This is a genomic window from Bacillus sp. LK2, from assembly GCF_001043575.1.
Classification (GTDB): domain Bacteria; phylum Bacillota; class Bacilli; order Bacillales; family Bacillaceae_G; genus Bacillus_A; species Bacillus_A paramycoides.
Genome location: NZ_LDUK01000048.1, coordinates 56,301 through 82,522, shown reverse-complemented (window position 1 = coordinate 82,522; position 26,222 = coordinate 56,301). Strand labels below are relative to the sequence as shown.

24 protein-coding genes and 1 riboswitch are annotated in these 26,222 nt (G+C 36.6%); of the genes, 18 read left to right on the top strand and 6 right to left on the bottom strand.

The features are described 5' to 3' along the window. Positions 1 to 6 precede the first annotated feature (6 nt). The gene (locus tag VK90_RS23315) at positions 7 to 489 is read right to left on the bottom strand and encodes a MarR family winged helix-turn-helix transcriptional regulator (protein ID WP_002174627.1); all 483 of its coding nucleotides are present in this window, start codon (positions 487 to 489) and stop codon (positions 7 to 9) included. A 231-nt stretch (positions 490 to 720) separates the two neighbouring features. Here VK90_RS23315 and VK90_RS23310 point away from each other — a divergent pair, with 231 nt between their 5' ends. The 11 genes from VK90_RS23310 (at position 721) to VK90_RS23260 (ending at position 12,262) form a co-directional block, all read left to right on the top strand. Further along, positions 721 to 957 (top strand): YiaA/YiaB family inner membrane protein, encoded by a 237-nt coding sequence (locus tag VK90_RS23310; RefSeq protein ID WP_001254396.1) that lies wholly within the window; start codon positions 721 to 723, stop codon positions 955 to 957. 141 nt (positions 958 to 1,098) lie between these two features. Next, positions 1,099 to 1,389, top strand: a complete 291-nt coding sequence (gene gatC / locus VK90_RS23305) for an Asp-tRNA(Asn)/Glu-tRNA(Gln) amidotransferase subunit GatC (protein ID WP_000086999.1) — start codon at positions 1,099 to 1,101, stop codon at positions 1,387 to 1,389. A gap of 15 nt (positions 1,390 to 1,404) precedes the next feature. Continuing rightward, positions 1,405 to 2,862, top strand: a complete 1,458-nt coding sequence (gatA, locus tag VK90_RS23300; protein WP_048375567.1) for an Asp-tRNA(Asn)/Glu-tRNA(Gln) amidotransferase subunit GatA — start codon at positions 1,405 to 1,407, stop codon at positions 2,860 to 2,862. Between the two features lie 14 nt (positions 2,863 to 2,876). After that, a complete protein-coding gene (gatB, locus tag VK90_RS23295) occupies positions 2,877 to 4,304 on the top strand; it encodes an Asp-tRNA(Asn)/Glu-tRNA(Gln) amidotransferase subunit GatB (protein WP_025150187.1) in 1,428 nt (475 codons plus the stop codon). Between the two features lie 477 nt (positions 4,305 to 4,781). Next, the gene (locus VK90_RS23290) at positions 4,782 to 5,687 is read left to right on the top strand and encodes a diacylglycerol kinase (protein ID WP_002174630.1); all 906 of its coding nucleotides are present in this window, start codon (positions 4,782 to 4,784) and stop codon (positions 5,685 to 5,687) included. 204 nt (positions 5,688 to 5,891) lie between these two features. After that, positions 5,892 to 6,638 (top strand): HAD family hydrolase, encoded by a 747-nt coding sequence (locus VK90_RS23285; RefSeq protein WP_048375565.1) that lies wholly within the window; start codon positions 5,892 to 5,894, stop codon positions 6,636 to 6,638. Between the two features lie 154 nt (positions 6,639 to 6,792). After that, positions 6,793 to 8,157, top strand: coding sequence for a 4-aminobutyrate--2-oxoglutarate transaminase (gabT, locus tag VK90_RS23280; protein ID WP_048375563.1), 1,365 nt, complete (start codon positions 6,793 to 6,795; stop codon positions 8,155 to 8,157). A 305-nt stretch (positions 8,158 to 8,462) separates the two neighbouring features. Beyond that, the gene (locus VK90_RS23275) at positions 8,463 to 9,830 is read left to right on the top strand and encodes a sigma-54 interaction domain-containing protein (RefSeq protein WP_025151286.1); all 1,368 of its coding nucleotides are present in this window, start codon (positions 8,463 to 8,465) and stop codon (positions 9,828 to 9,830) included. After that, a complete protein-coding gene (gene gabD, locus VK90_RS23270) occupies positions 9,823 to 11,274 on the top strand; it encodes an NADP-dependent succinate-semialdehyde dehydrogenase (protein ID WP_048375561.1) in 1,452 nt (483 codons plus the stop codon). The genes VK90_RS23275 and gabD overlap by 8 nt, the downstream gene beginning before the upstream one ends. 47 nt (positions 11,275 to 11,321) lie before the next feature. Further along, the gene (locus tag VK90_RS23265) at positions 11,322 to 11,645 is read left to right on the top strand and encodes a DMT family transporter (RefSeq protein WP_000263262.1); all 324 of its coding nucleotides are present in this window, start codon (positions 11,322 to 11,324) and stop codon (positions 11,643 to 11,645) included. 128 nt (positions 11,646 to 11,773) lie between these two features. Continuing rightward, positions 11,774 to 12,262, top strand: a complete 489-nt coding sequence (locus VK90_RS23260) for a DUF4352 domain-containing protein (protein WP_048375560.1) — start codon at positions 11,774 to 11,776, stop codon at positions 12,260 to 12,262. Between the two features lie 43 nt (positions 12,263 to 12,305). Here the strand turns inward: VK90_RS23260 and VK90_RS23255 are convergent, their stop codons facing one another. After that, positions 12,306 to 13,535 carry an aminopeptidase gene (locus tag VK90_RS23255; protein ID WP_048375558.1) on the bottom strand — a complete coding sequence of 410 codons (1,230 nt, stop codon included), beginning with the start codon at positions 13,533 to 13,535 and terminating at the stop codon, positions 12,306 to 12,308. A gap of 116 nt (positions 13,536 to 13,651) precedes the next feature. Next, a complete protein-coding gene (locus VK90_RS23250; RefSeq protein WP_048375556.1) occupies positions 13,652 to 14,734 on the bottom strand; it encodes a polysaccharide deacetylase family protein in 1,083 nt (360 codons plus the stop codon). Positions 14,735 to 15,272: 538 nt separating this feature from the next. Here VK90_RS23250 and VK90_RS23245 point away from each other — a divergent pair. After that, positions 15,273 to 15,977 (top strand): hypothetical protein, encoded by a 705-nt coding sequence (locus VK90_RS23245; RefSeq protein WP_048375554.1) that lies wholly within the window; start codon positions 15,273 to 15,275, stop codon positions 15,975 to 15,977. Positions 15,978 to 16,024: 47 nt separating this feature from the next. On the opposite strand, the gene VK90_RS23240 is transcribed toward VK90_RS23245, so the two are convergent. Then, entirely contained in the window at positions 16,025 to 17,221 is a 1,197-nt protein-coding gene (locus tag VK90_RS23240; RefSeq protein WP_048375552.1) for a NupC/NupG family nucleoside CNT transporter, read from the bottom strand. A gap of 200 nt (positions 17,222 to 17,421) precedes the next feature. Then, a riboswitch (purine riboswitch) is annotated at positions 17,422 to 17,523 on the bottom strand. 121 nt (positions 17,524 to 17,644) lie between these two features. Here VK90_RS23240 and rlmD point away from each other — a divergent pair. From rlmD to VK90_RS23220, 4 genes are all read left to right on the top strand, one after another. Continuing rightward, positions 17,645 to 19,021, top strand: coding sequence for a 23S rRNA (uracil(1939)-C(5))-methyltransferase RlmD (rlmD, locus tag VK90_RS23235; RefSeq protein WP_048375551.1), 1,377 nt, complete (start codon positions 17,645 to 17,647; stop codon positions 19,019 to 19,021). A gap of 355 nt (positions 19,022 to 19,376) precedes the next feature. Next, on the top strand, positions 19,377 to 20,366 hold the full coding sequence (locus tag VK90_RS23230) for a tRNA dihydrouridine synthase (RefSeq protein WP_048375549.1): 990 nt from the start codon (positions 19,377 to 19,379) through the stop codon (positions 20,364 to 20,366). A 466-nt stretch (positions 20,367 to 20,832) separates the two neighbouring features. Continuing rightward, positions 20,833 to 21,351, top strand: coding sequence for a DUF1456 family protein (locus VK90_RS23225; RefSeq protein WP_048375546.1), 519 nt, complete (start codon positions 20,833 to 20,835; stop codon positions 21,349 to 21,351). A 115-nt stretch (positions 21,352 to 21,466) separates the two neighbouring features. Continuing rightward, complete coding sequence (locus VK90_RS23220; protein WP_048375544.1) at positions 21,467 to 22,174, top strand: M48 family metallopeptidase; 708 nt, start codon at positions 21,467 to 21,469, stop codon at positions 22,172 to 22,174. Between the two features lie 78 nt (positions 22,175 to 22,252). Here the strand turns inward: VK90_RS23220 and VK90_RS23215 are convergent, their stop codons facing one another. Together VK90_RS23215 and VK90_RS23210 are read right to left on the bottom strand one after the other, a co-directional pair. Beyond that, positions 22,253 to 22,948 carry a hypothetical protein gene (locus tag VK90_RS23215; protein ID WP_048375542.1) on the bottom strand — a complete coding sequence of 232 codons (696 nt, stop codon included), beginning with the start codon at positions 22,946 to 22,948 and terminating at the stop codon, positions 22,253 to 22,255. A 14-nt stretch (positions 22,949 to 22,962) separates the two neighbouring features. Then, positions 22,963 to 24,072 carry a mandelate racemase/muconate lactonizing enzyme family protein gene (locus VK90_RS23210; protein ID WP_048375540.1) on the bottom strand — a complete coding sequence of 370 codons (1,110 nt, stop codon included), beginning with the start codon at positions 24,070 to 24,072 and terminating at the stop codon, positions 22,963 to 22,965. 245 nt (positions 24,073 to 24,317) lie between these two features. On the opposite strand from VK90_RS23210, the gene VK90_RS23205 reads away from it, so the two are divergent. Continuing rightward, the gene (locus tag VK90_RS23205) at positions 24,318 to 25,433 is read left to right on the top strand and encodes a M20 peptidase aminoacylase family protein (protein WP_048375539.1); all 1,116 of its coding nucleotides are present in this window, start codon (positions 24,318 to 24,320) and stop codon (positions 25,431 to 25,433) included. A 132-nt stretch (positions 25,434 to 25,565) separates the two neighbouring features. Further along, positions 25,566 to 26,174: an SAM-dependent methyltransferase gene (locus VK90_RS23200; RefSeq protein WP_048375536.1), complete on the top strand. Its 609-nt coding sequence runs from the start codon at positions 25,566 to 25,568 to the stop codon at positions 26,172 to 26,174. Positions 26,175 to 26,222 lie beyond the last annotated feature (48 nt).

Sequence of the window (26,222 nt, the reverse complement as noted above, 5' to 3'; positions counted from 1 at the left end):
AGGGTTTTATTCAATCGGAATGTTTTTCATTTTAGGTGTAGAAACTTTTTCTTCTGTTTTTTGCTGTGACGTAGCAATGTGATTCATGATCTTTTGGAATATTTGTAGTAAGAATGCTTTTTCTTCTTCTGACAATGCTTCTGTCACTAGGCTAAAGTAATGGGCGGCATTTTGTTTTACTTCTTGAACGAGCATTATGCCGTTTTCTGTTAAACGAATTAATACAATGCGTCGATCCTTTTCATCTCGATAACGTTCAATATATCCCTTTTTTACAAGGCGATTTACGACGCCTGTCGTTGTACTCATAGGTATATCAAGAAGATCAGCAATTTTTGTCATTGTAATATCTGCATTTCGCTCCATCCAAAGTAAACAAAACACTTCTGTCTTAGAAAGCGTTAGATCAAGGGTTACCCATTCTTCAGGATAGAAAAGTTTCTTGGCGTTATCTAGCAGTAAGTCTAAAAAATGTTCATATTGCAACAATTATTTCCACTCCCGTATATTTCGAGATTCGTAATATTTGTTTTTATATTATGTTGATTTGAAATAAATGTCAATCATTTTGATTGTTTTTTCATTCTAGTCAGAAAATATTCTTCAAAATAGAGATTTTTTGTAATAGATTAATAAATAGAAAAAGATAATTTACATAAAAATCCATAATGATAAATATATTTATCTATAATGGGTGTACAGCTAACGAGGGGGAGAACGATGAGGAGAAGAAATACGCAAGCGTTCACGTTTTTAGCATGGACTTCATTTGTTTGCGCGCTTTCTGGAATGTTAATAGGTATATATACATTAGATGAAACGCTTAGTGTAAAAGGGTACTATTTACTTGGGACATTATTTTTAACGATGTCTTGTTTTGTATTGCAAAAAACAATTCGTGATAATGAAGAGGATAATGAAAGATTTCCCAAAAATAAACCGTTAGATAAAGAGTAAATTGTAAAGAAAGGCATTTGCCTTTCTTTTTTTGTGTAAAAATGCTGTAAGTGCCATGTGTTGACTTGCTTGAAGTACTGAAAATTTGGTATCATCAATAGTATTGTAGATTGAACGATATATTATGGAGGTGGCCTAGCCGTGTCAAGAATTTCCGTTGAGAATGTAAAGCACGTAGCACATTTAGCACGTCTTGCAATTACTGATCAAGAAGCAGAAAAATTTCAAAAACAACTAGATGCAATTGTTACATTTGCAGAACAGTTAAATGAATTAGATACAACAGATGTAAAACCAACAACTCATGTATTAACAATGAAAAATGTTATGCGTGAAGATGTGCCAGAAAAAGGTTTACCAGTAGAAGAAGTATTAAAAAATGCACCGGATCACAAAGATAATCAAATCCGTGTTCCAGCAGTATTAGAATAGAGGAGGGGAATTTCGATGTCATTATTTGATCATTCTGTATCAGAGTTACATAAGAAGTTAAACAACAAAGAAATTTCCGTTACGGATTTAGTAGAAGAATCTTACAAACGTATTGCGGATGTTGAAGATAACGTAAAAGCTTTTCTTACATTAGATGAAGAAAATGCACGTGCGAAAGCGAAAGAATTAGATGCAAAGATTGGCGCTGAAGATAATGGTTTACTATTCGGTATGCCTATCGGTGTAAAGGATAACATTGTAACTAACGGACTTCGTACAACTTGTGCGAGTAAAATATTAGCAAACTTCGATCCAATTTATGATGCGACAGTTGTGCAAAAGTTAAAAACTGCTGACACAATTACAATCGGTAAATTAAATATGGACGAGTTCGCAATGGGTTCTTCAAATGAAAACTCAGGTTTCTATGCTACAAAAAACCCATGGAACTTAGACTATGTTCCGGGCGGATCTAGTGGTGGTTCTGCAGCGGCAGTAGCGGCAGGAGAAGTATTATTCTCTCTAGGTTCTGATACGGGTGGTTCTATCCGTCAGCCAGCTGCATATTGCGGCGTTGTAGGTTTAAAACCAACTTACGGACGCGTATCTCGTTACGGATTAGTAGCATTCGCATCTTCACTTGACCAAATCGGACCGATTACACGTACAGTAGAAGACAATGCATACTTATTACAAGCTATTTCAGGTATTGACCGCATGGATGCAACTTCTGCAAATGTTGAAGTTGGAAACTACTTAGCTGGTTTAACAGGCGACGTTAAAGGCTTACGCATTGCTGTACCTAAAGAATACTTAGGCGAAGGTGTTGGCGAAGAAGCTCGTGAGTCAGTACTAGCTGCTTTAAAAGTATTAGAAGGTATGGGCGCAACTTGGGAAGAAGTATCTCTTCCACACTCTAAATACGCTCTAGCAACATATTACTTATTATCTTCTTCTGAAGCATCTGCTAACCTTTCACGCTTCGATGGCGTACGTTACGGTGTTCGTTCTGATAATGTAAGTAATTTATTAGATCTTTACAAAAACACGCGTAGCGAAGGTTTCGGTGATGAAGTAAAACGTCGTATTATGCTTGGTACATTTGCTCTTAGCTCTGGTTACTATGATGCATATTACAAAAAAGCACAACAAGTACGTACATTAATTAAAAACGACTTTGAAAATGTATTTGCTAACTACGATGTTATTATTGGACCAACAACGCCAACTCCAGCATTTAAAGTGGGCGAAAAAGTGGACGATCCAATGACAATGTATGCAAATGACATTTTAACAATCCCAGTAAACTTAGCGGGTGTTCCAGCGATTTCTGTTCCATGTGGATTCGGTGCTAACAACATGCCACTTGGTCTACAAATCATTGGTAAACACTTCGATGAAGCGACAATTTACCGCGTTGCACATGCGTTTGAGCAAGCAACAGACTATCATACAAAAAAAGCAAGTCTGTAAGGAGGCGAGCATAGATGAATTTAGAAACAATTATTGGTTTAGAGGTTCACGTTGAGTTAAAAACAAATTCGAAAATTTTCTCTGCGAGTCCAACAGAATTCGGAGCGGAGCCAAATACACAAACAAGTGTAATTGACTTAGGATACCCAGGGGTACTTCCTACTTTAAATAAAGAAGCAGTTAACTTTGCAATGAAAGCTGCAATGGCATTAAACTGTGAAATCGCAACGGAAACGAAGTTCGACCGTAAAAACTATTTCTACCCAGATAATCCGAAAGCGTACCAAATCTCTCAATTTGATAAGCCAATTGGAGAAAATGGTTGGATTGAAATCGAAGTAGACGGTAAAAAGAAACGTATCGGTATTACACGTCTTCATTTAGAAGAAGATGCTGGTAAATCAACGCATACAAGTGAAGGTTCATTAGTAGACTACAACCGTCAAGGTATGCCTTTAATCGAGATCGTATCAGAGCCAGATATGCGTACTCCAGAAGAAGCATACGCATACTTAGAGAAGTTAAAATCAATCATTCAATATACAGGTGTATCTGATTGTAAGATGGAAGAAGGTTCTCTTCGTTGTGATGCGAATATTTCACTTCGTCCAGTTGGACAAGAGAAGTTCGGTACAAAAGCAGAACTGAAAAACTTAAACTCTTTCACTTACGTGCAAAAAGGTCTTGAGCATGAGCAAGTGCGCCAAGAAAAAGAATTATTATCTGGTGGTATCATCCAACAAGAAACACGTCGTTATGATGAAGCAACGAAGAAAACAATCTTAATGCGTGTGAAAGAAGGATCTGACGATTACCGTTACTTCCCAGAGCCAGACTTAGTTGAACTTTACATCGACGATGAGTGGAAAGAAGAAGTTCGTGCTTCTATTCCAGAACTTCCAGATGCACGTAAAGCTCGCTATGTTGCAGAACTTGGCTTACCAGCTTATGATGCACACGTATTAACGTTAACGAAAGAGATGTCTGATTTCTTTGAAGCAACAGTTGCAGACGGTGCTGATGCAAAATTAACATCAAACTGGCTAATGGGTGAAGTGCTTGCATACTTAAACAAACAACAAAAAGAATTAAAAGACGTTGCATTAACGCCTGCTGGTTTATCTAAAATGGTTCAATTAATTGAAAAAGGTACAATTTCTTCTAAAATCGCGAAGAAAGTATTTAATGAATTAATTGAAAAAGGTGGAGACCCAGAAGAAATCGTTAAAGCAAAAGGTCTTGTTCAAATTTCTGACGAAGGAACACTTCGTAAGGTTGTAACAGAAATTCTTGATAATAATGAGCAATCTATCGAAGACTTTAAAAACGGTAAAGACCGTGCAATTGGCTTCTTAGTTGGTCAAATTATGAAAGCTACAAAAGGACAAGCAAATCCACCGCTTGTTAACAAAATCTTACTTGAAGAAATTAATAAGCGCTAAAATAGTATAGATGCTTAAAGATTAAACAGAAAAAAACACCCGTATTTGGGTGTTTTTTCTGAGTTAATCAAACGTTTGTTTAAATGGGAAAAAATAATTTAAATAAACGTTTGATTAACTGTCAAAAGTGAAAAAATGTTTGTATAGCAACTATGGTATGATAGTTGCAAAAAGGTGGGAATAATGATAAATCTAGACATAGAGAGTTTTTTCATCTCATGAAATAATAGATAATTATTATTCGTTATATGTAAATTGATGTGAGAGAGTGGATAGACATAAATTTTTTGGTCAAATAAAGCAAAACCATCATGAGTGAATAGTTACTTTTGATGGGCTACACGAATCGGGTTCTTACTGCCTGTTTGAGCGGGATAAAAGAAGGATAGGAAGATGAGAGGAGGTAGGCATAGGGATACTGAATAAGGGTTCGGTGTATTCTTTTTTTTATGAATAAGGAATTTCCTGTGCTAATAAATGATGAAGCGAGCAAGAATTATTTATAATCCTACTTCTGGACGTGAGCTATTTAAGAAGAGCTTACCGGAAGTATTACAAAAATTAGAACAAGCTGGATATGAAGCATCTTGTCATGCGACAACTGGTCCTGGAGACGCAACTGTGGCGGCGAGGCAAGCTGCGGATCGTAAGTTTGATGTTGTCATTGCGGCCGGTGGTGATGGTACGTTAAATGAAGTAGTAAATGGTTTAGTAGGACATGAGCATCGTCCGAAGTTTGGAATTATTCCAGTTGGGACGACAAATGACTTCGCACGTGCAATCGGTGTGCCGCGTGCTATTGAAGAGGCGGCGGATATTATTTGTGAAGGGAAAACAGTTCCTTTAGATCTTGGTAGAGCAAATGATACATATTTCATTAATATTGCTGGTGGCGGCCGTATTACAGAATTAACATATGAAGTACCAAGCAAGCTAAAGACAGTATTAGGTCAACTTGCTTATTATTTAAAAGGAATCGAAATGTTACCATCATTACATCCAACATATGTTGAAATCGAGTATGATGGGAAGTTACTACAAGAAGAAATTACGATGTTTTTAATTACAAATACTCGTTCAGTTGGTGGATTCGAAAAAGTAGCACCATATGCATCTATTAATGATGGATTATTTGATTTATTAGTGCTGAAAAAAGGTTCTATCGCTGATTTAATTAAAGCAGCAACACAAGCACAACGCGGTGAACATATTAATAATCCGAAAGTGTTATATACACAAGCGAACCGAATTAAAGTCCATTCACCTGATAAATTAATGATTAACTTAGATGGTGAATATGGCGGAGACGCACCGATGGAATTTGAAAATATGTATCATTGTCTTGAATTATTCGTTCCAGAACATCAAGAGGATGCCCTGTAAAGGCATCCTTTTTCATTTTTATCCCGCTATTTGCGAGCTAATAGTGGGGGGGATAAAACTCCCGCCGATTAAAGTTTCACCTTATACAGATGAATTGTAAATTGGAAGTTAGTTTGATTTTTATGGTATTTTTACAATTCATTTATTTTATATCCATACTTTATTGATACACTGGAGGAGAGAAGAAACGAGAGGTAGGGTGCTATGGAGAAGGTAAAAGCAATACTATTTGATAAAGATGGGACATTAATGGATTTTCATTCGATTTGGATAAAGGTAGCTGAAGAGCTTGTTTCTGAATGTATAAATGTATATCAATTACCAGAATCAATGCAACCAATTTTATTAAAAGAGATTGGTGTAGAGGGAGCATTTGTTAACCCACGTAGTGCGCTTGCTGCTGGAACGAGTCTTGATGTGGCAAAGGGGCTTTGTAAGTATATTGCATCATCTAAAGAAGAAGAGATGCATCAATGGGTAAGTGAAAAATTGTTTGCTCTTATGTACGAGCATCGTTCACATATGAGAATGACGGCAGATTTACCGAAAGTTTTACAAGCGTTAAGGGATAGAGGATTTATTCTAGGTGTTGTTACCGCTGATGATTTCGCACCGACAGAATTATTCTTAAAGCAGTATCAATTGGAAGCTTTTTTTGATTGTGTTATAGCTTCAGATACGTTTCCAGCACAGAAGCCAGATAAAAGAATTATAGAATCGTTTTGCGAGAGGTTTAATTTAGAAACATGTGAAGTAGCGGTCGTTGGGGATACGCCGACGGATCTATATTTAGCGAAAAATGGTGGCGATTGCTACGCAATTGGAGTACTATCTGGTACGGGTGATCGTCAAACGTTAGAACCACTTGCAGATTTAATATTACAATCTGTTGAGGATTTAATTTCTCATTCAGGTGAGTTTATTTGGGAACAAGGAAAGTCTAACGTATAAAAAAATAAGTCTATAAAGACTCTTACCGAGTCTTTATAGACTTATTTTTTATGCAAAGATATTAAGAGAATGGGATGAACACTAGATAGGGTGAGTTGGCACACATCTTGCAATAAAAAGAGAAAACATTGTATAGAAAAGGATGGGGTACGCAATGAACACAAAAAAATTTGCTAAAGTGAATGAACAAATTCCAGGGCCGAAAGCAGCATCTTTATTAGAACGCCGCCAAAATATAGTGCCAAAAGGGGTAAGTAATGGAATTCCAACATTTGTACAGTCTGCAAATGGCGCACTTGTAACAGATGTGGATGGAAATCAGTTCATTGATTTCGCGGGAGCAATTGGGACAATTAATGTAGGGCATTGTCATCCTGCTGTTAAAGAAGCGCTTCATAAACAAGTAGATCAATATATTCACACTGGTTTCAATGTAATGATGTATGAGCCGTATATTGAATTGGCGGAGAAGCTTGCAGCATTAGCACCAGGGAGCTTTGATAAACAAGTATTGTTTTTAAACAGTGGTGCCGAAGCGGTCGAAAATGCGGTAAAAATCGCTCGTAAATATACGAAACGACCTGGTATTATCGCATTTTCTAAAGGGTTTCACGGCCGTACATTAATGACAATGACGATGACAAGTAAAGTAAAACCATATAAATTTGGATTTGGCCCATTTGCTCCAGAAGTATATAAAGCGCCATTCCCATATGAATACCGCCGTCCAGAAGGATTAACAGAAGAGCAGTATGATGATTTTATCATTGAAGAGTTTAAGAATTTCTTTATATCAGAAGTAGCACCAGAATCAATCGCAGCTGTCGTAATGGAGCCAGTTCAAGGAGAAGGTGGATTTATCGTTCCAAGTAAGAAGTTTGTTCAAGAAGTTCGCCGCATTTGTTCAGAACACGGCATCTTATTTGTAGCGGATGAAATTCAAACTGGTTTTAGTCGTACAGGAAAATATTTTGCCATTGATCATTATGATGTCGTTCCAGATTTAATTACGGTATCTAAATCATTAGGCGCCGGCGTACCAATTAGTGGTGTAATTGGGTGTAAAGAAATTATGAATGAGTCTGCGCCGGGAGAATTAGGAGGAACATACGCTGGAAGTCCATTAGGTTGCGCCGCGGCGTTAGCTGTTCTTGATGTAATAGAAAAGGAAAAATTAAATGATAGAGCTCTAGAACTTGGAAAAGTAGTAATGAATCGATTTGAAGAGATGAAAAATAAATATAATTGCATCGGTAATGTACGAGGTTTAGGAGCGATGTGTGCATTTGAACTTGTTCAAGATCGAAAGACGAAGGCACCAGATAAAGCATTGACGTCTAATTTATGTGCAGAAGCAAATAAACGCGGGCTTCTTCTGTTATCAGCAGGAACATATGGAAATGTTATCCGTGTGTTAATGCCACTAGTGATTACAGATGAGCAACTTGAGGAAGGTTTAACAATAATTGAAGAATCATTGCAAGCTTGTTATGAGCAAGCAAATATCGCTCGTGTTTAAAGAATAGAGATAACTTAAAAAAGGGTATACAGTTTTTCTTTTTAGGCAGAAGGGGGCGTCTGACCATGTATAGAATCAGTCAGCTCCTTTTCTGCCCCATACCAAGCTAAAACAAAGTGAAGGTATGGTTGCAATCGTATTCTGTATTTTTCAAGGCAGCGAATTATGTGCTGAAAAATATAAATAGATTTGTATAAATAACAAATTGAAAACATTCTAGCTTACTCTATATAAAATGCAGAAAATTCACTTTATAATAAAGGTAGTAAAGTGAATCGATGGATATGAGGTAGGGAGTGGCTAGGATGGTTGCAGAAAAGGAACGAGTGTTGATGGATTTACAAGATGTATTTGAATATGCATTTGACGAAATTTTTGTTACGGATGACAAGGGAATCGTTGTACGCGTAAATAGCATGTGTGAAAGACATTACCAGCTCTCTGCTAAGGAATTAGTAGGAAAGCATGTACAAGAACTACAAAAAGAAGGGATTTTTTATCCATCTGCAACGTTAGAAGTAATTGAAAAGAAACGGCCTGTAGAACTCGTTCAAACAACGAAATCAGGAGAATATTTACATGTTCGTACAAGGCCAGTATTTGATGAACAAGGTAATTTAAGACGAGTTATTAGTTATTCCCGAGATCTTACTGAACTCTACCAATTACGTAAGAAGGTAGAGGAAATGGATAATCAGTTAAAGACATATAAAAAAGAATTAAGAGAAACGTATGAACATGAAGGGCTTATTTTTAAAAGTATCGCTATGCAAAAAATAGTCGAAACAATCAAAAAAGTTTCTGTGGTAGATAGTACGGTTCTCGTACTAGGTGAGACTGGAGTAGGGAAAAGCCGGTTAGTACGCCATTTGCATGAGGTGAGTCACCGGAAAAATGAAAGCTTTTATGAAATTAATTGTGCGGCATTGCCGACGAATTTAATTGAATCTGAGCTTTTTGGATATTCGGGTGGATCTTTTACAGGTGCAAATCGTGAAGGGAAAAAGGGGCTTTTAGAATCGGCACATAAAGGAACTCTTTTCTTAGATGAAATTGGTGAAATGCCGCTTGAAATTCAGTCAAAACTTCTACAAGTATTACAGGAGAAAACATTTCGGCCGGTAGGAGGAAGAGATTTAAAAAAAGTAGATGTTCGTATAGTCGCGGCCACGAATAGGGACTTAAGCGAAATGGTAAAGGAGGGGACATTTAGGAAGGACTTGTATTACCGCCTAAATGTAATACCAATTTCAATTCCTCCACTTCGTGAGCGGACAGAAGATATATTGCCGCTAGTCTATCATTATTTACATCATTTTAATAAAAAGTACGGACGTGACGTGAAGCTAGCTCCTAGTACGTTACAAATGTTTGTCGGATATCCATGGGAAGGAAACAATAGGGAAATAGAGAATGTAATTGAAAGAATTGTTATCACTGCAGATGATTTTGTAACGGTAGAAGATTTGCCACTATCTATGCAAGAGGCGACAGTTGAACAATCTGGGCAAAGTCTTTATAGAATGCTGGAAGAGGTAGAGAGAAATATTATTCTTAAAGCGTATAAAACGTATGGATCAAGTTATAAAGTGGCTGAGTTTTTGCAAATAAGTCAATCTGCTGCTACTAGGAAGATTAAGAAGTTCATAGAGGAGGAAGAAAACATTGGATAAAAAAGCGACGTTCGTAAACTTAGATAAAAAGGCGATGTATATAAATGGCGAGTGGATTACGTTACAAGAACAAATTGAAATTAACAATCCAGCAACACAAGAAGTATTTGCAACTGTACCTAGAGGCGGAGTAACAGAGGCAAAGCAAGCAGTTGACGCTGCACAGGAAGCCTTTAAATCATGGTCAAAATTAACAGCAGCAGATCGTGCTGCAAAGTTAAAAAAGTGGTTTACACTTATTGATGAAAATAAAGAAGAGATTGCAGCGATTATGACGAGAGAACAAGGGAAACCATTTGCGGAAGCACTTGGTGAAGTGAATTATGCAAATAGTTTTGTTGAGTGGTATGCAGAAGAAGGAAAGAGAATATACGGTGAAATGATTCCAGCTTCTCATCCGGATAAACGCATTCTAGTAATGAAACAACCAGTTGGAGTAATGGCGGCTATTACACCGTGGAACTTCCCAGCTGCTATGATCACGAGAAAGGTAGCTCCAGCGCTTGCAGCGGGCTGTACAGCGGTTGTGAAACCAGCGAGTCAAACACCATTAACTGCATTGAAGTTAGCTGAATTAGCACATGAAGCAGAAATTCCAAAAGGTGTAATAAATATTGTAACAGGTAGTGCAAAAGCAATTGCAGATACGTGGATGGAAGATGATCGCGTTCGAAAAGTTTCCTTTACAGGATCAACTGAAATTGGGAAAGAATTAATGGCTAGTGCTGCGCAAACAATGAAAAAGGTTTCGCTTGAGTTAGGTGGTCACGCGCCGTTTATTGTTATGAATGATGCTGATTTAGATAAGGCTGTAGAAGCGGTAATTGGTTCGAAATTCCGTAACGCAGGACAGACGTGTATATGTACGAACCGAGTATTTGTCCAAGAAGGAGTGTACGAAGAATTTGCAGGAAAGTTCCAAAAAGCTGTAGGTCAGCTTAAAGTTGGAGACGGATTCGGCGAAGGAACAACTGTAGGACCACTTATTGATGCAAATGCAATTTCAAAAGTGCAAGAACATATTGAAGATGCAATTCAAAAAGGTGGCGAAGTTTTATATGGTGGCCACAAAATTACAGAATTAGATGGATATTTCATTCAACCAACTGTAATTGGATTGGCGAATGATACAATGCTTTGCATGAATGAAGAAACATTCGGACCAGTTGCACCGGTTGCGAAATTTAAAACAGTTGAAGAAGTAATCGAGCGAGCGAATAATACACCATACGGTTTAGCTGCGTATATTTTCACAAAAGACATTAGCCAAGCATTCCAAATTAGCGAGGCGTTAGAGTATGGTATTATCGGTTTAAATGATGGCCTTCCATCAGTTGCACAAGCGCCATTTGGTGGCTTTAAAGAAAGTGGTATCGGCCGTGAAGGAGGCCATTTCGGTATCGAAGAATATTTAGAAATTAAATATATTTCATTAGGACTATAAGTAGTATACTAGAATCTCGATAAGGTAACAGAGAAGGAGATTCTAGTATGGTATATTGGCTATTATTACTTGTAACAATTATTTTTGAAGTAGCTGGAACAATTGCGATGAAATTATCGAACGGCTTAACAAAGCTCGTTCCAAGTGTACTTATTTTCGTATTCTATGGTATTTGTTTCAGCGTGTTTGCCATCGTTGTTAAAAAGATTCATTTAAGCATTGCTTATGCAATTTGGTCTGGTGTAGGAACGCTCCTTATTACAATTATTAGTGTGTACTTCTTTAAAGAGCATATTAGCTTATTCCAAGCGTTTTGTATTCTCTTTATTGTTTTAGGAGTAATTGGACTTAAAGTGTCATCGGCATCATGAAAGGCTATCTTTTGTAAAAGATGGCCTTTTTCTTTTGTTTAATATTTTATATGACAAAATATGACAAGGGGAAGCCGAGGGTTTTGTTATGATACATATGAAATGTTGTCTTATGTGGAGGAAAGAGTATGTTAAAAAAGGTGAGTCAAATTGTTTTAATTTGTGGTATAGCTTTTAGTTTAAGTGCTTGTGCGGACACTAAAAATAGTAATGAAAGTAAACAAGAGAACGTTCAAGAAAAAATTTATAAAATAGGTGAGACAGTAGATGTAGATGGTTTGCAAGTAACTCTCGATTCAGTTCAATTAGGATATCCAGATTACACTATAGATAAAAAGAAAGATGATATTTTAGGGATTGTTTTCACAGTGAAAAATAATAGTAAAAAGGAAATACCTTTTGCATTTTACGAATTTGAGCTTACAGATAAGAAAGGTACAAAATTTAAAGAATATAAATATGATAGTTTCACTAGTAAAAAGATAGCACCGGATGAAAAAATTCAAGATGTGATGCTATTTGATGTAGCGAAAGAAAATACATATATCGCTACGTATAGGCCTGAGTTTACGCATGAGAATAGAACGATAAAATTTGAATTGAAGCCGAACAAATAAAAAACACATTGGGTAATCCAATGTGTTTTTTATAATGGTCAACTTAAAACGCCCAGTTACCTTTACGGAAGATTGGCTCATGTCTTCCATCAGCTGTAATACCGTCGATATCAAGCTCAGCTGAGCCAATCATGAAGTCTTCGTGTGTAATACTAGCATTTGCACCATTTTCAGCAAGTTCCTCTTTAGACATTGTTTTCCCGCCTACTAAGTTAAATGCATAAGCATTTCCGATTGCAAGGTGGCAAGATGCATTTTCGTCAAATAGCGTATTGTAGAATAAAATATTTGTGTTTGAAATTGGTGAATCATGAGGTACTAAAGCTACTTCTCCTAAGAAGTGAGAACCTTCATCTGTTTCTACTAAATGTTTTAAAGCTTCCTCGCCAGCTTCAGCTTTATAGTCTACGATACGTCCATTTTCAAATGTTAACGTAAAGTTATCGATAATGTTACCTGCAAACGCTAACGGTTTTGTGCTAGACACTTGACCGTTTACACCTGTTTTAAGTGGCATTGTAAATACCTCTTCAGTTGGAATGTTAGCCATAAATGGTACGTTCTTTTCATTTAAGCTACCAGCACCAGCCCATACATGTTTCTCTGGAAGTTCGATCGTTAAATCTGTTCCAGGACCTGTATAGTGAAGAGCTTTATAATGTTTTTCGTTTAAGTAATCTACTTTTGTATGTAGCGTTTCGTCATGCTCTTTCCATGCTTCCACAGGATTCTCTAAATCAGCACGAGTAGCTTTAAAGATAGCATCCCATAGTTTTGCCTCTTGTTCTTCTGATGCTACATCAGGGAATACTTTCGCAGCCCATTCTTTCGTAGGAACAGAAATTACACACCAGCTTACTTTATCTGCTTGTACGTAATCACGATATACTTTCATTGCTTCACCAGCTACTTTATGAGCTGTTGCAATGCGCGTTGGTTCTACGCCTTTTAATAAATCAGGGTTTTCTGCATAAATAGACATAAATGCAGCACCTTCTTTTGCTAATTCTTCACGAGCATGTGCTTTCCAAGAAGGGAATTCAGAGAAAGCTTCTTCAGGAGCTAGATCGAACTTTAAGCGTGTTAACGTCTCATCATTCCAATCAACATATACGTGTTTTGCACCAGATTTATATGCTTTTTCTGTAACGAGGCGTACAAATTGTACAGCTTCTAAAGGTGCACTAATTGATAAAGTTTGTCCTGGCTGAATATTAACACCAACATTAACTGCAAGGGCAGCATATTTCTCTAACGTTTGTTCAAATGACATATGTATAATCTCCTTTAGTTTGAAAGATTTCTTACTATATATAATACAAGAAAATTCAAAAAATATATATAAATATAACGTAAAAAGAGAGCTCAAAATGTATTGAGCTCTCACGTTTACTTAATTGAAGAAGCGAATTGTTCAACTGTAGTTGTATGGTGTATACGAACGCGCTTCATTTTTAACAACTCATCAGGCTCACCTTTTGTAATGAATTGTCCAGGCTTCGTTGTCGTTGCAAATTGATAGTATTTTTTTGTTTCCGCGACAACTTTATCGTCTACATGACCGAATGGATAAGCAATTGCGATAACAGGCTTACCTGTTATTTTCTCTAGCTTTTCTTTTGATCCTTTTAACTCTTCTTCATAGTTTGTAATTTTCGGCAAGTCTGCGTGTGTTGCTGTGTGAGATTGTACAGAGAAAATGCCGGAATCAACCATTTCTTTTATTTCAGATGTAGAAAGAGCGCCTTCTACATCAACGTTATCAACAATCATATATTCTGTTGCCGCTGGTTTAAATGTATCGTCTTTTAGCTTTTGTAAAATGCGAAATGCATTCATATTATTTTTCATACCGTCATCAAATGTAACGAAAATCGGCTTGTTTACTTTATTTATATCGCCCCAGCGTTCAAATGTTAATAATGTATAACCGTTTTCTTTTAAATACTTCATTTGTGCTTCAAAGTTAGCTGGAGATACGAATAAGTCTTTAATGCCTTGCCCGTGGTAATCATCAATTGCATGATACATAAGAACAGGAACCTTTTGCTCGAAAGTTATAGTAGATTTTGTAAGTGGAATAGTTTTCCCATCTTCTTTTATCCCTATTGCTTCAATTTGATATTCACCGCGTTTTCCTTCGAATTCTTTTATATCAAAGGGAAGTGTAAATTGCTGATCCTTTTCTTTAGAAGAAAAAGATTTAGTATTTTCTTTTCCATCAGCAGTACGCCAAATTTTATATTGTACTTCGGTTAAAGCATCTTTTATATCTGTAATATGAATATTTGTGTTTGTAGATTCGTGCGTAATTGGATTATAAGAAATTTTACCTTGTGTTTGTACAGTCTCTTCTTGTTTTTTTACTTCTTGTACTTTTTTCTCTTTTGTAGGTTCTTGGCTAGCATTATTCGTGTTACAGCCCGTTAGAATGGCAGATGTACATAAAGCAATTGCTGCGTATTTTCTCATAAAATCACCTTCTATTGTGTAGTATGTTGCATGCTTACATTAAAATCCCCACCGCTATAAGAGTGGTGGGGATATACCCTTGTTCATCATATCATTTGAAGAAAATGAGGGGAATATGATTTTTAGGAGGAGCTATTAGAGCGATAGATTAGTGACTTTGAATAGATGTATTCTTTCGCTTCTTATTAGAATTGATAATAATATAACCGACTACAAAAATAAGAGGAATAATGAAGACATAGATAGGCATTCCCCATACATAATAACTTTTCATGCTCAAGACTAGTAAATGTAAAAAATCGAAAAGGGCGTGAATTTTCATAAAGTCCTCCAATATGTTTTTACAAATTATAACATTTGATATTTGTAATTTGTATATTTTGGTAAATGTTTTAAGCTAATTTTAAAGTAAGAGAAAGGTTTATTAATATGCAATTTTGCATATAGTGGTAGTTTTTATTAAAATATCTGGATTTTAGACTATAATAAAAGCCACTATAAATTTAAGTAAGAATGATGCACGGAGTGGGGAACAGAAATGAAGTATAGAAAATTAGTATATATTCTTTTCATAATGCTATTCATAGTAGGGTGCCAAAGTGAAGTGAGTAAAGCGAATAGTATGGAGGAGTATATTCCGTCGCATCTTATGAACGCGGAAGTAACGGCGGATATTATGACATTAGAGTTGCCTCATGAGGTAAAAGAAAAATTAGAGAGGATTACTAATAAAACACGTAATAGTCTTGCGAATAATTTAGATTGGTATTTTAAATATGTAGAAGAAATGATGCCAAACGGAAATTTACCTTATCATGAAAACTTTGGGATTACAAAAGAAGAATATGATTTTATGATAGATGAGATGAATAAGGCGAAGTATGTAAACACAAGTGATGGGAAGAGCTTTTTTAAGAAAAAAGGTCATGAAATTCAGATTCGTTCTGATGAAAAATTGAAATTAGTTAAAGACATAAGTATTGATACGGAGAAGAATGTAATTAAGACGGCTTTTGGGGAATGTGAATATGACGGTGAGATACAGGCATCAGATGGACAAAAGTTAATTAACCCTTGGAATGGAAAGCAATGGGTCTTAAAAAAGGATGGTCTAATTTATCGATTTTCATTGGGTAAATTAGTTAATACGAATAAATCTATTATATACATAACGATAAAAGGTATATATAAAGAGAAAATTATAAACACAGAAGAAGTAGTAGAATTCCACTCAGTTTCTTAAAGAAATTGAAAAAATCACCTTGCTGTTTAAGCGAAGGTGATTTTTTATTAAATAAACAATCCAGCGATTGTCGCAGATAAAATAGAAGCAAGTGTTGATGCAAATAGCATTTTCCAACCAAACTGAGATACGACGCTTCCTTGCTTTTCAGAAAGGGCACGGATTGTACCAACGATTGCACCAATTTGGCTAATACTTGCGAAGCTAATTAAGAATACGGTAACGATTCCAACTGTACGTGGAGATAATGTTGCAGCAGCACCTTTTAAATCAAGGATTGCTACGAATTCATTTAAGACAATCTTCGTACCCATAATACCACCAGCTGGGATAATATCGTGAGTTGGGATACCCATTAAGAATGCGAATGGAGCAAGTATATAACCGAAGATTTGTTGTAACGTAACAGCATGTCCCATTGCACCTGAAGCTGCGCTGATTACGTAGTTTACAACTTCCATAACACCGATAAAGGCGATCATTAATGCGGCAACGATACCAGCTACTTTTAAACCGTCGAGCGCACCGTTAATCATTGCACCGATAAAGCTGTCTCCGAATAGAGTTCTATCAAATTTTTGAATTACTTCATCTTCTTTTTTCGTATCAACTGGTGTTAATAACGAACAAACGATTAAGCTTGAGAACAAGTTTAGCGGAAGAGCTGCTAGTACATATTTCGCATCTAACATCATTACGTATGATGCTGTAACAGAAGCAGAAACCGAGCTCATCGCAGAACAACAAATGATAAACATACGGTTTTTATTAAAATGCTGTAAATCGTTTTTAATAACGATTAACGCTTCACTTGAACCGAAGAATACAGAGTTTACTGCGTGGAATGATTCAACGCGTGGTAAACCAGTAATTTTTGAAATTGCACCGCCGACAATGCGAACGATGAATGGTAAAACACCTAAATAACTAAAGATAGAAAGTAGTGCTGAGAAAAATACGATAATTAATAATACGTTTAAGAAAAAGACAAAATCTCTTTGAATTCCATTAAAGAGAAAATCGACACCTGTCGTACCAAGTTTAATTAGTTTGTTGAAAACTTTACCAATGAAAATAATGATTTGTTGACCAATCTTTGTGCCAAACATAAACCAACCGATTAAAATTTGAAAACCAATCATAATAGCAATTGCACGGAAGTTGATTTTACTTTTGTTGTTTGACAAAGCAAAACATAAACCTAAAACGACAAGAATGCCGATAATGCTCATTACATATTGCATGTAGTTGCCCCTTTCAGAAGTTCGTATAAAGTTTGTACATAAAACGCTCGTTATATTACTAAAAATAAAATGAAGAGGTTTTATGTCATACGTAAGATGTCTGACCTTTTTGAAAAATAAAAATAAAAAAAGACCCATATGGATTCACTTTCATCTATGAGAGAAAGCTAATCAATATGAGTCTTTTTATACATAGGCTAATATTTATTAGTTTTCCCCATAGTCCAGCAATTTAAGGTTGCCGGGTAGAAACTCTCGATCCATATTATCAAGTATATATGAGGTAACATCGTCCGTATTAAATTAGTAGTAGCGTAACATTACTAGAGAACTATCGTCAATAGCTTTTTTTCTTCCAATAGAAATAGACCATATAAGTATGATAAAATGTAACGCAGTGTTATGAAAAAGAGAGGTCGGAAAATGAGTACAAAAATGACGCCACCAGTTGAAAAAAACGAGTTTATAGATGTAGTGTTTGAAGATTTAACACATGATGGTGCCGGTGTTGCGAAAGTGAAAGGATATCCTATTTTCGTTAAAAACGGATTACCAGGTGAAGAGGCACAAATTAAAATTATTAAAGTGAAGAAAAACTTTGCATTCGGTCGTTTAATGAAGCTTCATACGGAGAGCCCATATCGTAAAGATGCAGAATGCCCAGTATACAACCAGTGCGGCGGTTGTCAGCTTCAGCACTTAACATATGAAGGACAGTTAAAAGCGAAAGAAAAACAAGTACGTGACGTTATGCAGCGCATCGGTGGATTAAGCGATGTTCCTGTTCATCCTGTACTTGGCATGAAGAACCCATGGGTATATCGTAATAAAGCACAAGTACCGATTGGAGAACGTGAAGGTGGACTTGTAGCTGGTTTCTATCGTCAAGGAACGCATGACATCATTAATATGGAATCATGCTTAATTCAGGCAGAAGAAAACGATACACTTATTCAAGAAGTAAAACGTATTTGTGAAAAGCACGGTATCTCGGCGTACAACGAAGAGCGTAACAAAGGAACGCTTCGCCACGTAATGGCTCGTTACGGACAAGTAACAGGGGAAATTATGCTTGTCTTCATTACACGTACAGCGGAATTACCAAATAAAAAAGCAATCATTGAAGAAATTGCAGCGAAATTCCCAGAAGTAAAATCAATCGTTCAAAACGTAAATACGAAACGTACAAACGTTATCTTCGGAGATACAACAACAGTATTGTATGGATCAGAATATATTTATGACTTTATCGGTGACATTAAATTTGCGATTTCAGCACGTTCATTCTATCAAGTAAACCCAGAACAAACGAAAGTGCTATACGATAAAACGTTAGAATACGCAAAATTAGATGGTAACGAAACAGTAATCGACGCATATTGCGGAATCGGATCAATCTCCTTATTCCTAGCGCAAAAAGCGAAAAAAGTATACGGTGTTGAAATTGTTCCAGAAGCAATTGAAGATGCAAACAGAAACGCAGCACTAAACAACATGACAAACGCTGAATTCGGTGTAGGAGAAGCAGAAGTAGTCATTCCAAAATGGTACAAAGAAGGCGTAATTGCCGACACAATGGTCGTTGACCCACCGCGTAAAGGCTGTGACGAAGCATTACTAAACACAATCATCGACATGAAGCCAAAACGCGTCGTATACGTATCATGTAACCCAGCAACATTAGCACGTGACTTAAAAGTACTAGAAGAAGGCGGATATAAAACGCAGGAAGTACAACCTGTTGATATGTTCCCGCATACTACTCATGTGGAGTGTGTGGCTTGGCTTAAGTTGGTATAATAGAAAAGCAGTTGATATAGAAAAAATCTATACCATCTGCTTTTTGGTTTATCCCGCTATTTGCGGGCAGTAAGACCCCTACCTCAAAATTCAGCGAAAGCAAAGAAGTTAGGTGGGGGATCAACTGCCCGTAAAAGCCCGATTGGTTCAACTAATAATCAGTGGGGGATGAAGAAACCCCCCACTGATTAAAGTTTCACTTTATAAAAATACCATTCAGCAACGATTTTAGTTAAAATAAATATTGCTGATTTTCACAAATGATAAATGCCCAAATGTACCGGTGTTATTTGGATTTATATTTTTAAATTGAGAGTTTGAAGTTGTATTCATAGTGAGAGGATTTGAATTTGAAATGATAGATAATTTTTGGCGTGATTTACCACGACCATTTTTTGTACTTGCACCAATGGAAGATGTGACAGATGTTGTTTTTCGTCATGTAGTAAGTGAAGCCGGTCGACCGGATGTATTTTTCACAGAGTTTACAAACTCGGATAGCTATTGTCATCCAGAGGGTATGAAAAGTGTGCGTGGCCGTTTAATTTTTACAGAAGATGAACAGCCAATGGTGGCACATATTTGGGGGGATAATCCTGAATATTTCCGTAAAATGAGTATTGGCATGGCAGAGCTAGGGTTTAAAGGTATCGATATTAATATGGGATGCCCTGTACCGAATGTAGCATCAAGAGGAAAAGGTAGTGGCCTTATTCTACGTCCAGACGTTGCGGCAGAACTTATTCAAGCAGCAAAAGCAGGCGGACTACCTGTCAGCGTAAAAACACGACTTGGCTTTAAAGAGTTAAGCGAGTGGGAAGATTGGTTAACACATATTTTCAAACAAGATATTGCAAACCTTTCTATCCACTTACGTACAAGAGAAGAAATGAGCCAAGTAGATGCGCACTGGGAACTAATTCCGGAAATTAAAAAATTACGTGACCGCATCGCACCAAATACGCTACTAACAATCAATGGAGACATTCCTGACCGTCAAACTGGAATGGAACTTGCTGAAAAATACGGGATTGATGGCGTGATGATCGGGCGAGGTATCTTTAAAAATCCGTTTGCTTTTGAAAAAGAGCCGAGAGAGCATAGCAGCAAAGAACACCTTGATCTTTTAAGACTGCAGCTTGATCTTCAAGATCAATATGCAGAAGTACTACCACGCTCAATCACAGGGCTTCATCGCTTTTTCAAAATTTATGTTAAAGGATTCCCTGGAGCTGCTGAATTAAGAAATCAATTGATGAGCACGAAATCAACGGATGAAGTGCGTGCATTGCTTGATAAGTTTGAAGAGAGTGTTGATGGGGTAGAGGGTAGTGAAACGGTGTAATTCTCTAAAGTTAGAGGGGAATGAGTTACGTCAATTTATGGGTATTTGTTTTATTTAGTTGCTGGTTCCTTTGCAAACGGCAACTGAAAGAAAAAGGCTTTAAGAATGTAATAAACCAGCCGGCACCCTTGTGTTGCCATGTACGCTCTGCATATGTGGAGTGTGTGGCTTGGTTGAGTTTAAAATAAGTATAGAGCTGGAAAAGAACAGTGTATTTGAGAAATCAAAGCACTGTTTTTTCTTGTTAGTTAATGTTATGAGTGAAATCTTTTTATAAGCATACAACAAAATAGATACAATGATGGAGAAAAGTTCGGGTAAGACTATAAAACCTATCTTTAAAATGTTAAAGTATTAATTTAGCGGACATTAACTAAAAGGTTATATTAAACATGATAATTTAAAGCATGTTAAAGGATAAACTTTAACAGCTGTATAAATAATTAACATTTCAGGAGGAAGAACAATGGCAATGAGCAACAACGATATATTAAAAAGAGTAAGATATGCTATGGATATAAAAGATATAGATATGGTGGAAATCTTTAAACTTGGTGGCATGGAAGTAACGAAAGAAGAAGTAGTTGATATGCTTACAAAAATAAAGAAAAGTCCTCAACATGAAGCTGAAAATGCTGATGTAATCGAAGATGAGTACGTATTAACATGCGATATGATGATGTTAGAGGCATTTTTAAATGGATTTATTACTTTAAAAAGAGGGAAGCAAGATCCGAAACCAGGGCAACCGGCACCTGTACAGAGCAATGAGAGCGCCAATAATCTTCTTTTAAAGAAAATGAAAATAGCACTATCTTTAACGAGTGAGGATGTGCTTGATATATTAGACAGTGTAGGAGTTAAGGTGACAAAAGGAGAGTTAGGCGCCTTATTAAGAAAGAAAGGCCATAAGAATTACAAAGAGTGCGGCGATAGATACGCAAGGAATTTCATTAAGGGATTAGCTGTAAAGTATAGAGGATAAGCTTTGTAACATTTAGGGTAAAGCAGTAAATGATATAATAGATAGAGTAGGACGTTTGTAGCCTACTCTTTTTTATTTGTAAAAATAATTATGAACGAATACGTTAGGTGATGAAATGGTACATACATATTTAGGTGAGACAATTAATTTTCATATAAATTATAAAAAGAAAAAATCAGTACGTCTTTATGTAGATTCTTACGGGAATGTTGAAGTGCAAGCTCCGAAAGGGACGCCTGTTGAATATATAATCCAGTTGTTAGAAGAAAAATGGGATTGGATTCAAAAAACACGTAAGGAAATGCAGGAGAGAATGCGTGGGCCACAGGAAAAGGCTTATGATCAAGGAGAGGGTTTTCTGTATTTAGGAAACACGTATCCGATACAGATTTCTCAAGATATGAGCATTGAGCAAGATAACGCAGTTTTTGAAGGTGATAAGCTACATATTTATGTGAAAGAGCTTAAGGATGAGAAAGTCCAGCAAGCTTTAAAGCGATTTTACTATAAGCAGTGCAAGGCGTTAGTGGAGAAAAGTATTAAAGCGCATCAAAGTAACTTTAAAATAAAACCGCGCTCCATTCGTATTACAGATAGTAGCCGTACGTGGGGAACTTGTGATTCAAATCTACAGTTAACATTCAATTGGAAGCTAGCAATGGCACCACAGCGGGTAATTGATTATGTAGTTGTTCATGAAATGTGTCATATGGTTCATTTAAACCATGATCGATCTTTTTGGCGCCTTGTCGGGAAGATAATGCCTGATTATAAGGAAATGGAAAACTGGTTAGCGTTATCGAGTTGGAAGATGACGGTTTAGTAGTACATATTATTGCTTAAAGAAGAAGCTGTCTGAAAAGACCTTTTGGAACAGCTTCCTCTTCTTTTTGCATATAAATTAACGCCCAAACTTCACAACAAAATCTTCGTCTATTTTCTCCATTGCGTATCCACGATAATCTTTTGAAATTAACGTCTGCTGTTCACTAGCGTCACTCATCGGAACACTCTTAACATCCGTCCAATCGCTTTCTTTATCTATACGCAACGTCTTCACAAAAACATACCGCATACTACCGCCATATTTCTCCTTCAGCGCAGCAATTTCCATACCTTGCGCAAACTTATCCTTTAAACTAGGAATGTTAAAAGGTGCAACGGTGCAGCAAACGTAATCGTATTTGCTATCTTCTTTTTGTAATTCGTCCATGATGACTGTCGCTAATATTTTTTGCATGCCATTTCCGCGACAGTTCGGGTGAACGTTTGAGATTTCTTGATAGATAACGCGGTGTAGTTCGCTTTCTGATAGGCCGATATCAAGTCCTAAATGTTCATCGTCAATAGGAGGGACGAGTAGGGCACGAAATGCGATGAGCTCGTTTTCTATAAAGGCTCCGATCATCATGCCGTTTCCTTCTAGAATGTATTGAAACTCTTCTAGCGAGAGTGGTTGTAAACGACCTTTATCTTCTAATGCTTCAATTACAACGTTTTGTAGTGATAAGATTTGTTCGATATGTTCTAGAGCTAATAATGTAACGTGAAATGGCTCGCTGTTTTGTTTTAATGTTCCTTCGTATAGAACCGTCATGCGTTAGCCCTCCTTTAGCGTACAACGTCTTGAAAGACGGTTAGTTCTTGTAATGTAGTTTCGTTTATTTCAATGCCTAATCCTGGTTTTTCGTTTAAGCGAATAAATGGTACGTCGTAATGTAAGTCCCCAATGTCTTTCGTAAATTTTAATGGTCCTGTTAGTTCGACGCTAGTAATGATTTTTTTTGAGAAAGCGACATGGAATCCTGCGGAAGAGGCAACGGATGATTCGACCATAGATCCAACTTGGCATTCAATGCCTGCCATTTCCGCTTGATGAGCAAGTTTTACAGCTGGGTATATGCCGCCGCATTTCATTAGTTTTATATTCACTTTATCAGCAGCTTCTAATTTAATAATTTGGCGCATTTCACGAGAGCTTTTTAATCCTTCATCAATCATAAGTGGAAGGTCTGTTTTAGAACGAATATGAGCCATTGCGTCAATATCATCCGCTATAACAGGTTGTTCAATCCAGTCGATGTTTAAATGTCCTAATGAACGAAGTGCTGTTAATGTGTTCGCGCTATTTTTCCATCCTTGGTTTACATCAACGCGAATAGCGATATCATTTCCTACACGTTCACGGACAGCCTCAATTCTTTTTACATCTTCTTGTACATTTGTACCGACTTTCATTTTGAAAGATTGGTAACCTTTCTTAATCATGGAAGCAGCTTCTTCGGCCATATCTTCAGGATCGGCGATACTTAAGACGTGAGTGACAGGAAATTCTTCATGGTATCGTCCGCCAATTAATTGATATACAGGTTGGTTTAATTTTTTGCCCATTACATCAAAACAAGTGATATCAATTGCAGCTTTCGCAGTAGGAACACCGTAAATCGTATTGTTCATAATATCATGTGTTTTTTCGATATTCATTGGATTTTGCCCGATAAGAGCAGGAGCTAGTGTATGTTTTAAAACATGAAAAGTGCTTTCCCATGATTCACCTGTAACGTGATCATCGGCAACACCTTCACCGTAACCGACAATCCCTTCATTTGTTTCTATTTTGACGATAATAGAAGGCATATCAGGGTAAGAGCCATAACTAATAATAAATGGATTGCGAAGCGGTAAACGAATTGCGTAAATATGAATAGCTGTAATTTTCATTGTATAGTTCCCGTCCTTTTTATTATCCGTAGATTTGAAGTTACATATATTAATAAGAGGCTGAAGCTAATGATGAATAATCCATAAAAAGAATTTTCTGAATTACAATCTTAATTACCTTATTATATTTCAAAAGAAATGTAGGGACAATCTCTTGACATTTGAGTGAATGTTCAATATATTCTTCAAAATGGGATTTTTTATGAATGATTAAACTGCTTCGAATTTAGGAAGGAGAATGGAAGTTGAAAACATTAGAACTACAAGAGCGTTTAACGGAAATTTTTCAGCATTTACATGAAAACCCTGAAGTGAGCTGGAAGGAATATGAAACGACAGCTTATATTACTAACTTTTTAAAAGAAGAAGGAATTTCATATAAAACATTTGACGATTGTCCAGGCATAATCGCTGAAATCGGAGGCGGTCATCCAATTATCGCGGTTCGTGCTGATATGGATGCACTCTGGCAAGAGGTGGACGGAGAGTTCAAAGCGAACCATTCGTGTGGTCACGATGCTCATATGACGATTGTGATGGGTCTTATTTTACAATTGAAAAATATGAGAAGGGATAGTGGTACGGTTAGATTTATTTTTCAGCCGGCTGAAGAAAAAGGAAATGGTGCTTTAAAGATGGTAGAGAAAGGTGCTGTGGATGATGCTGATTTCCTATTTGGTGTTCATTTACGACCGATTGAGGAATTGCCTTTGAAACAAGCGGCACCATCTATTCGTCACGGAGCAGCTGGGTTTTTAGAAGGTACGATTCATGGAGAGGATGCACATGGAGCGAGACCACATCAAGGTATAAACGCAATTGACGTTATTTCAATGATTAATATTGGATTGAAAAATATATGGTTACCACCGCAAACATCGCATTCTGTTAAGATGACGAGATGCCAAGCTGGTGGTGATAATTTAAATATCATTCCGGGAAACGGTCATTTTAGCTTAGATGTAAGGGCAGAAAATAATATATTACTAGATGAGTTGAAACAGAAGATCGAGCACGTAATTACGTCTACTGAATCAATGGGATCCAAAATTTCTTATGAGTGGATTGATCTTGCGCCAGGAGCAGAAGTATCAGAAGAAGCAGAGCGTTTTATGCGTAAAGGTATTCTTGAAGTGTATGGGGAAGAGGGATGTACGGGACCGCTGTATACGACAGGAAGCGATGACTTTCATTACTATACAGTGAAAAGACCGCATTTAAAAGCAGTTATGCTAGGACTAGGGGCAAATCTACAACCGGGATTACACCATCCGTATATGAAGTTTGATCATTCTTGTATAATGGATGGGGTAGAAATATTGAAGCAAACTGTATTGAAAGTATTAGAAAACAGGGGCTAGAGAGCTCCTGTTTTTTTGTAGTAATTTGTCGGTAAGTCGATATATTTTCACGCACCAAATAATTTGATGAAAAATGAGCATTTAGTACATGGTGTATAATAATAAGTACCATTTTTTAATAGGAGAAGACGAATGAACGAACAATATTACGATGCTGTATTACATATAAAAACTGTCGGAGAGCAAAAAGGTTTTAATAAATCTTTACATTACCACCGTTATGAGCCGACACCATATAGTGGATTAGAAGAACTGTTGAATCAATACGAGATTAAAGGTGGCGATCGAATTGTAGACTTTGGATGTGGAAAAGGGAGATTGAATTTTTACATGCATCATAAGTGCGGTGCTTCAGCTGTAGGAATTGAAATGAATGAAGAATTTTATAAAGAAGCGATGGAGAACCTTGAGCGTTATGTAAAGAAGGTAAGAAGCAGTAAAGATAAAATCCAATTTGAATGTTGTTTAGCACAGGAATATGAGATTGATCCGCGTGATAATCGGTTTTATTTCTTTAATCCGTTTTCAGTACAAGTGTTTATGAATGTAGTAAATAACATCTTACGTTCGGTAGAAGAAGCAGAGAGAGAAGTGGATATTATTTTATACTATCCTTCGGAGGATTATATTTTCTTCTTAGAAAATCAGACTGCGTTTGAACTGAAGAAAGAAATTAGGTTGCCAGAAGCTTATGAGAAGAATGGGAATGAGAGATTTTTAGTTTATACATTAGGATTATAAAAAAAGCAGGTGCCTTGGCACCTGCTTTTTAAAACTCACGTCTCTATA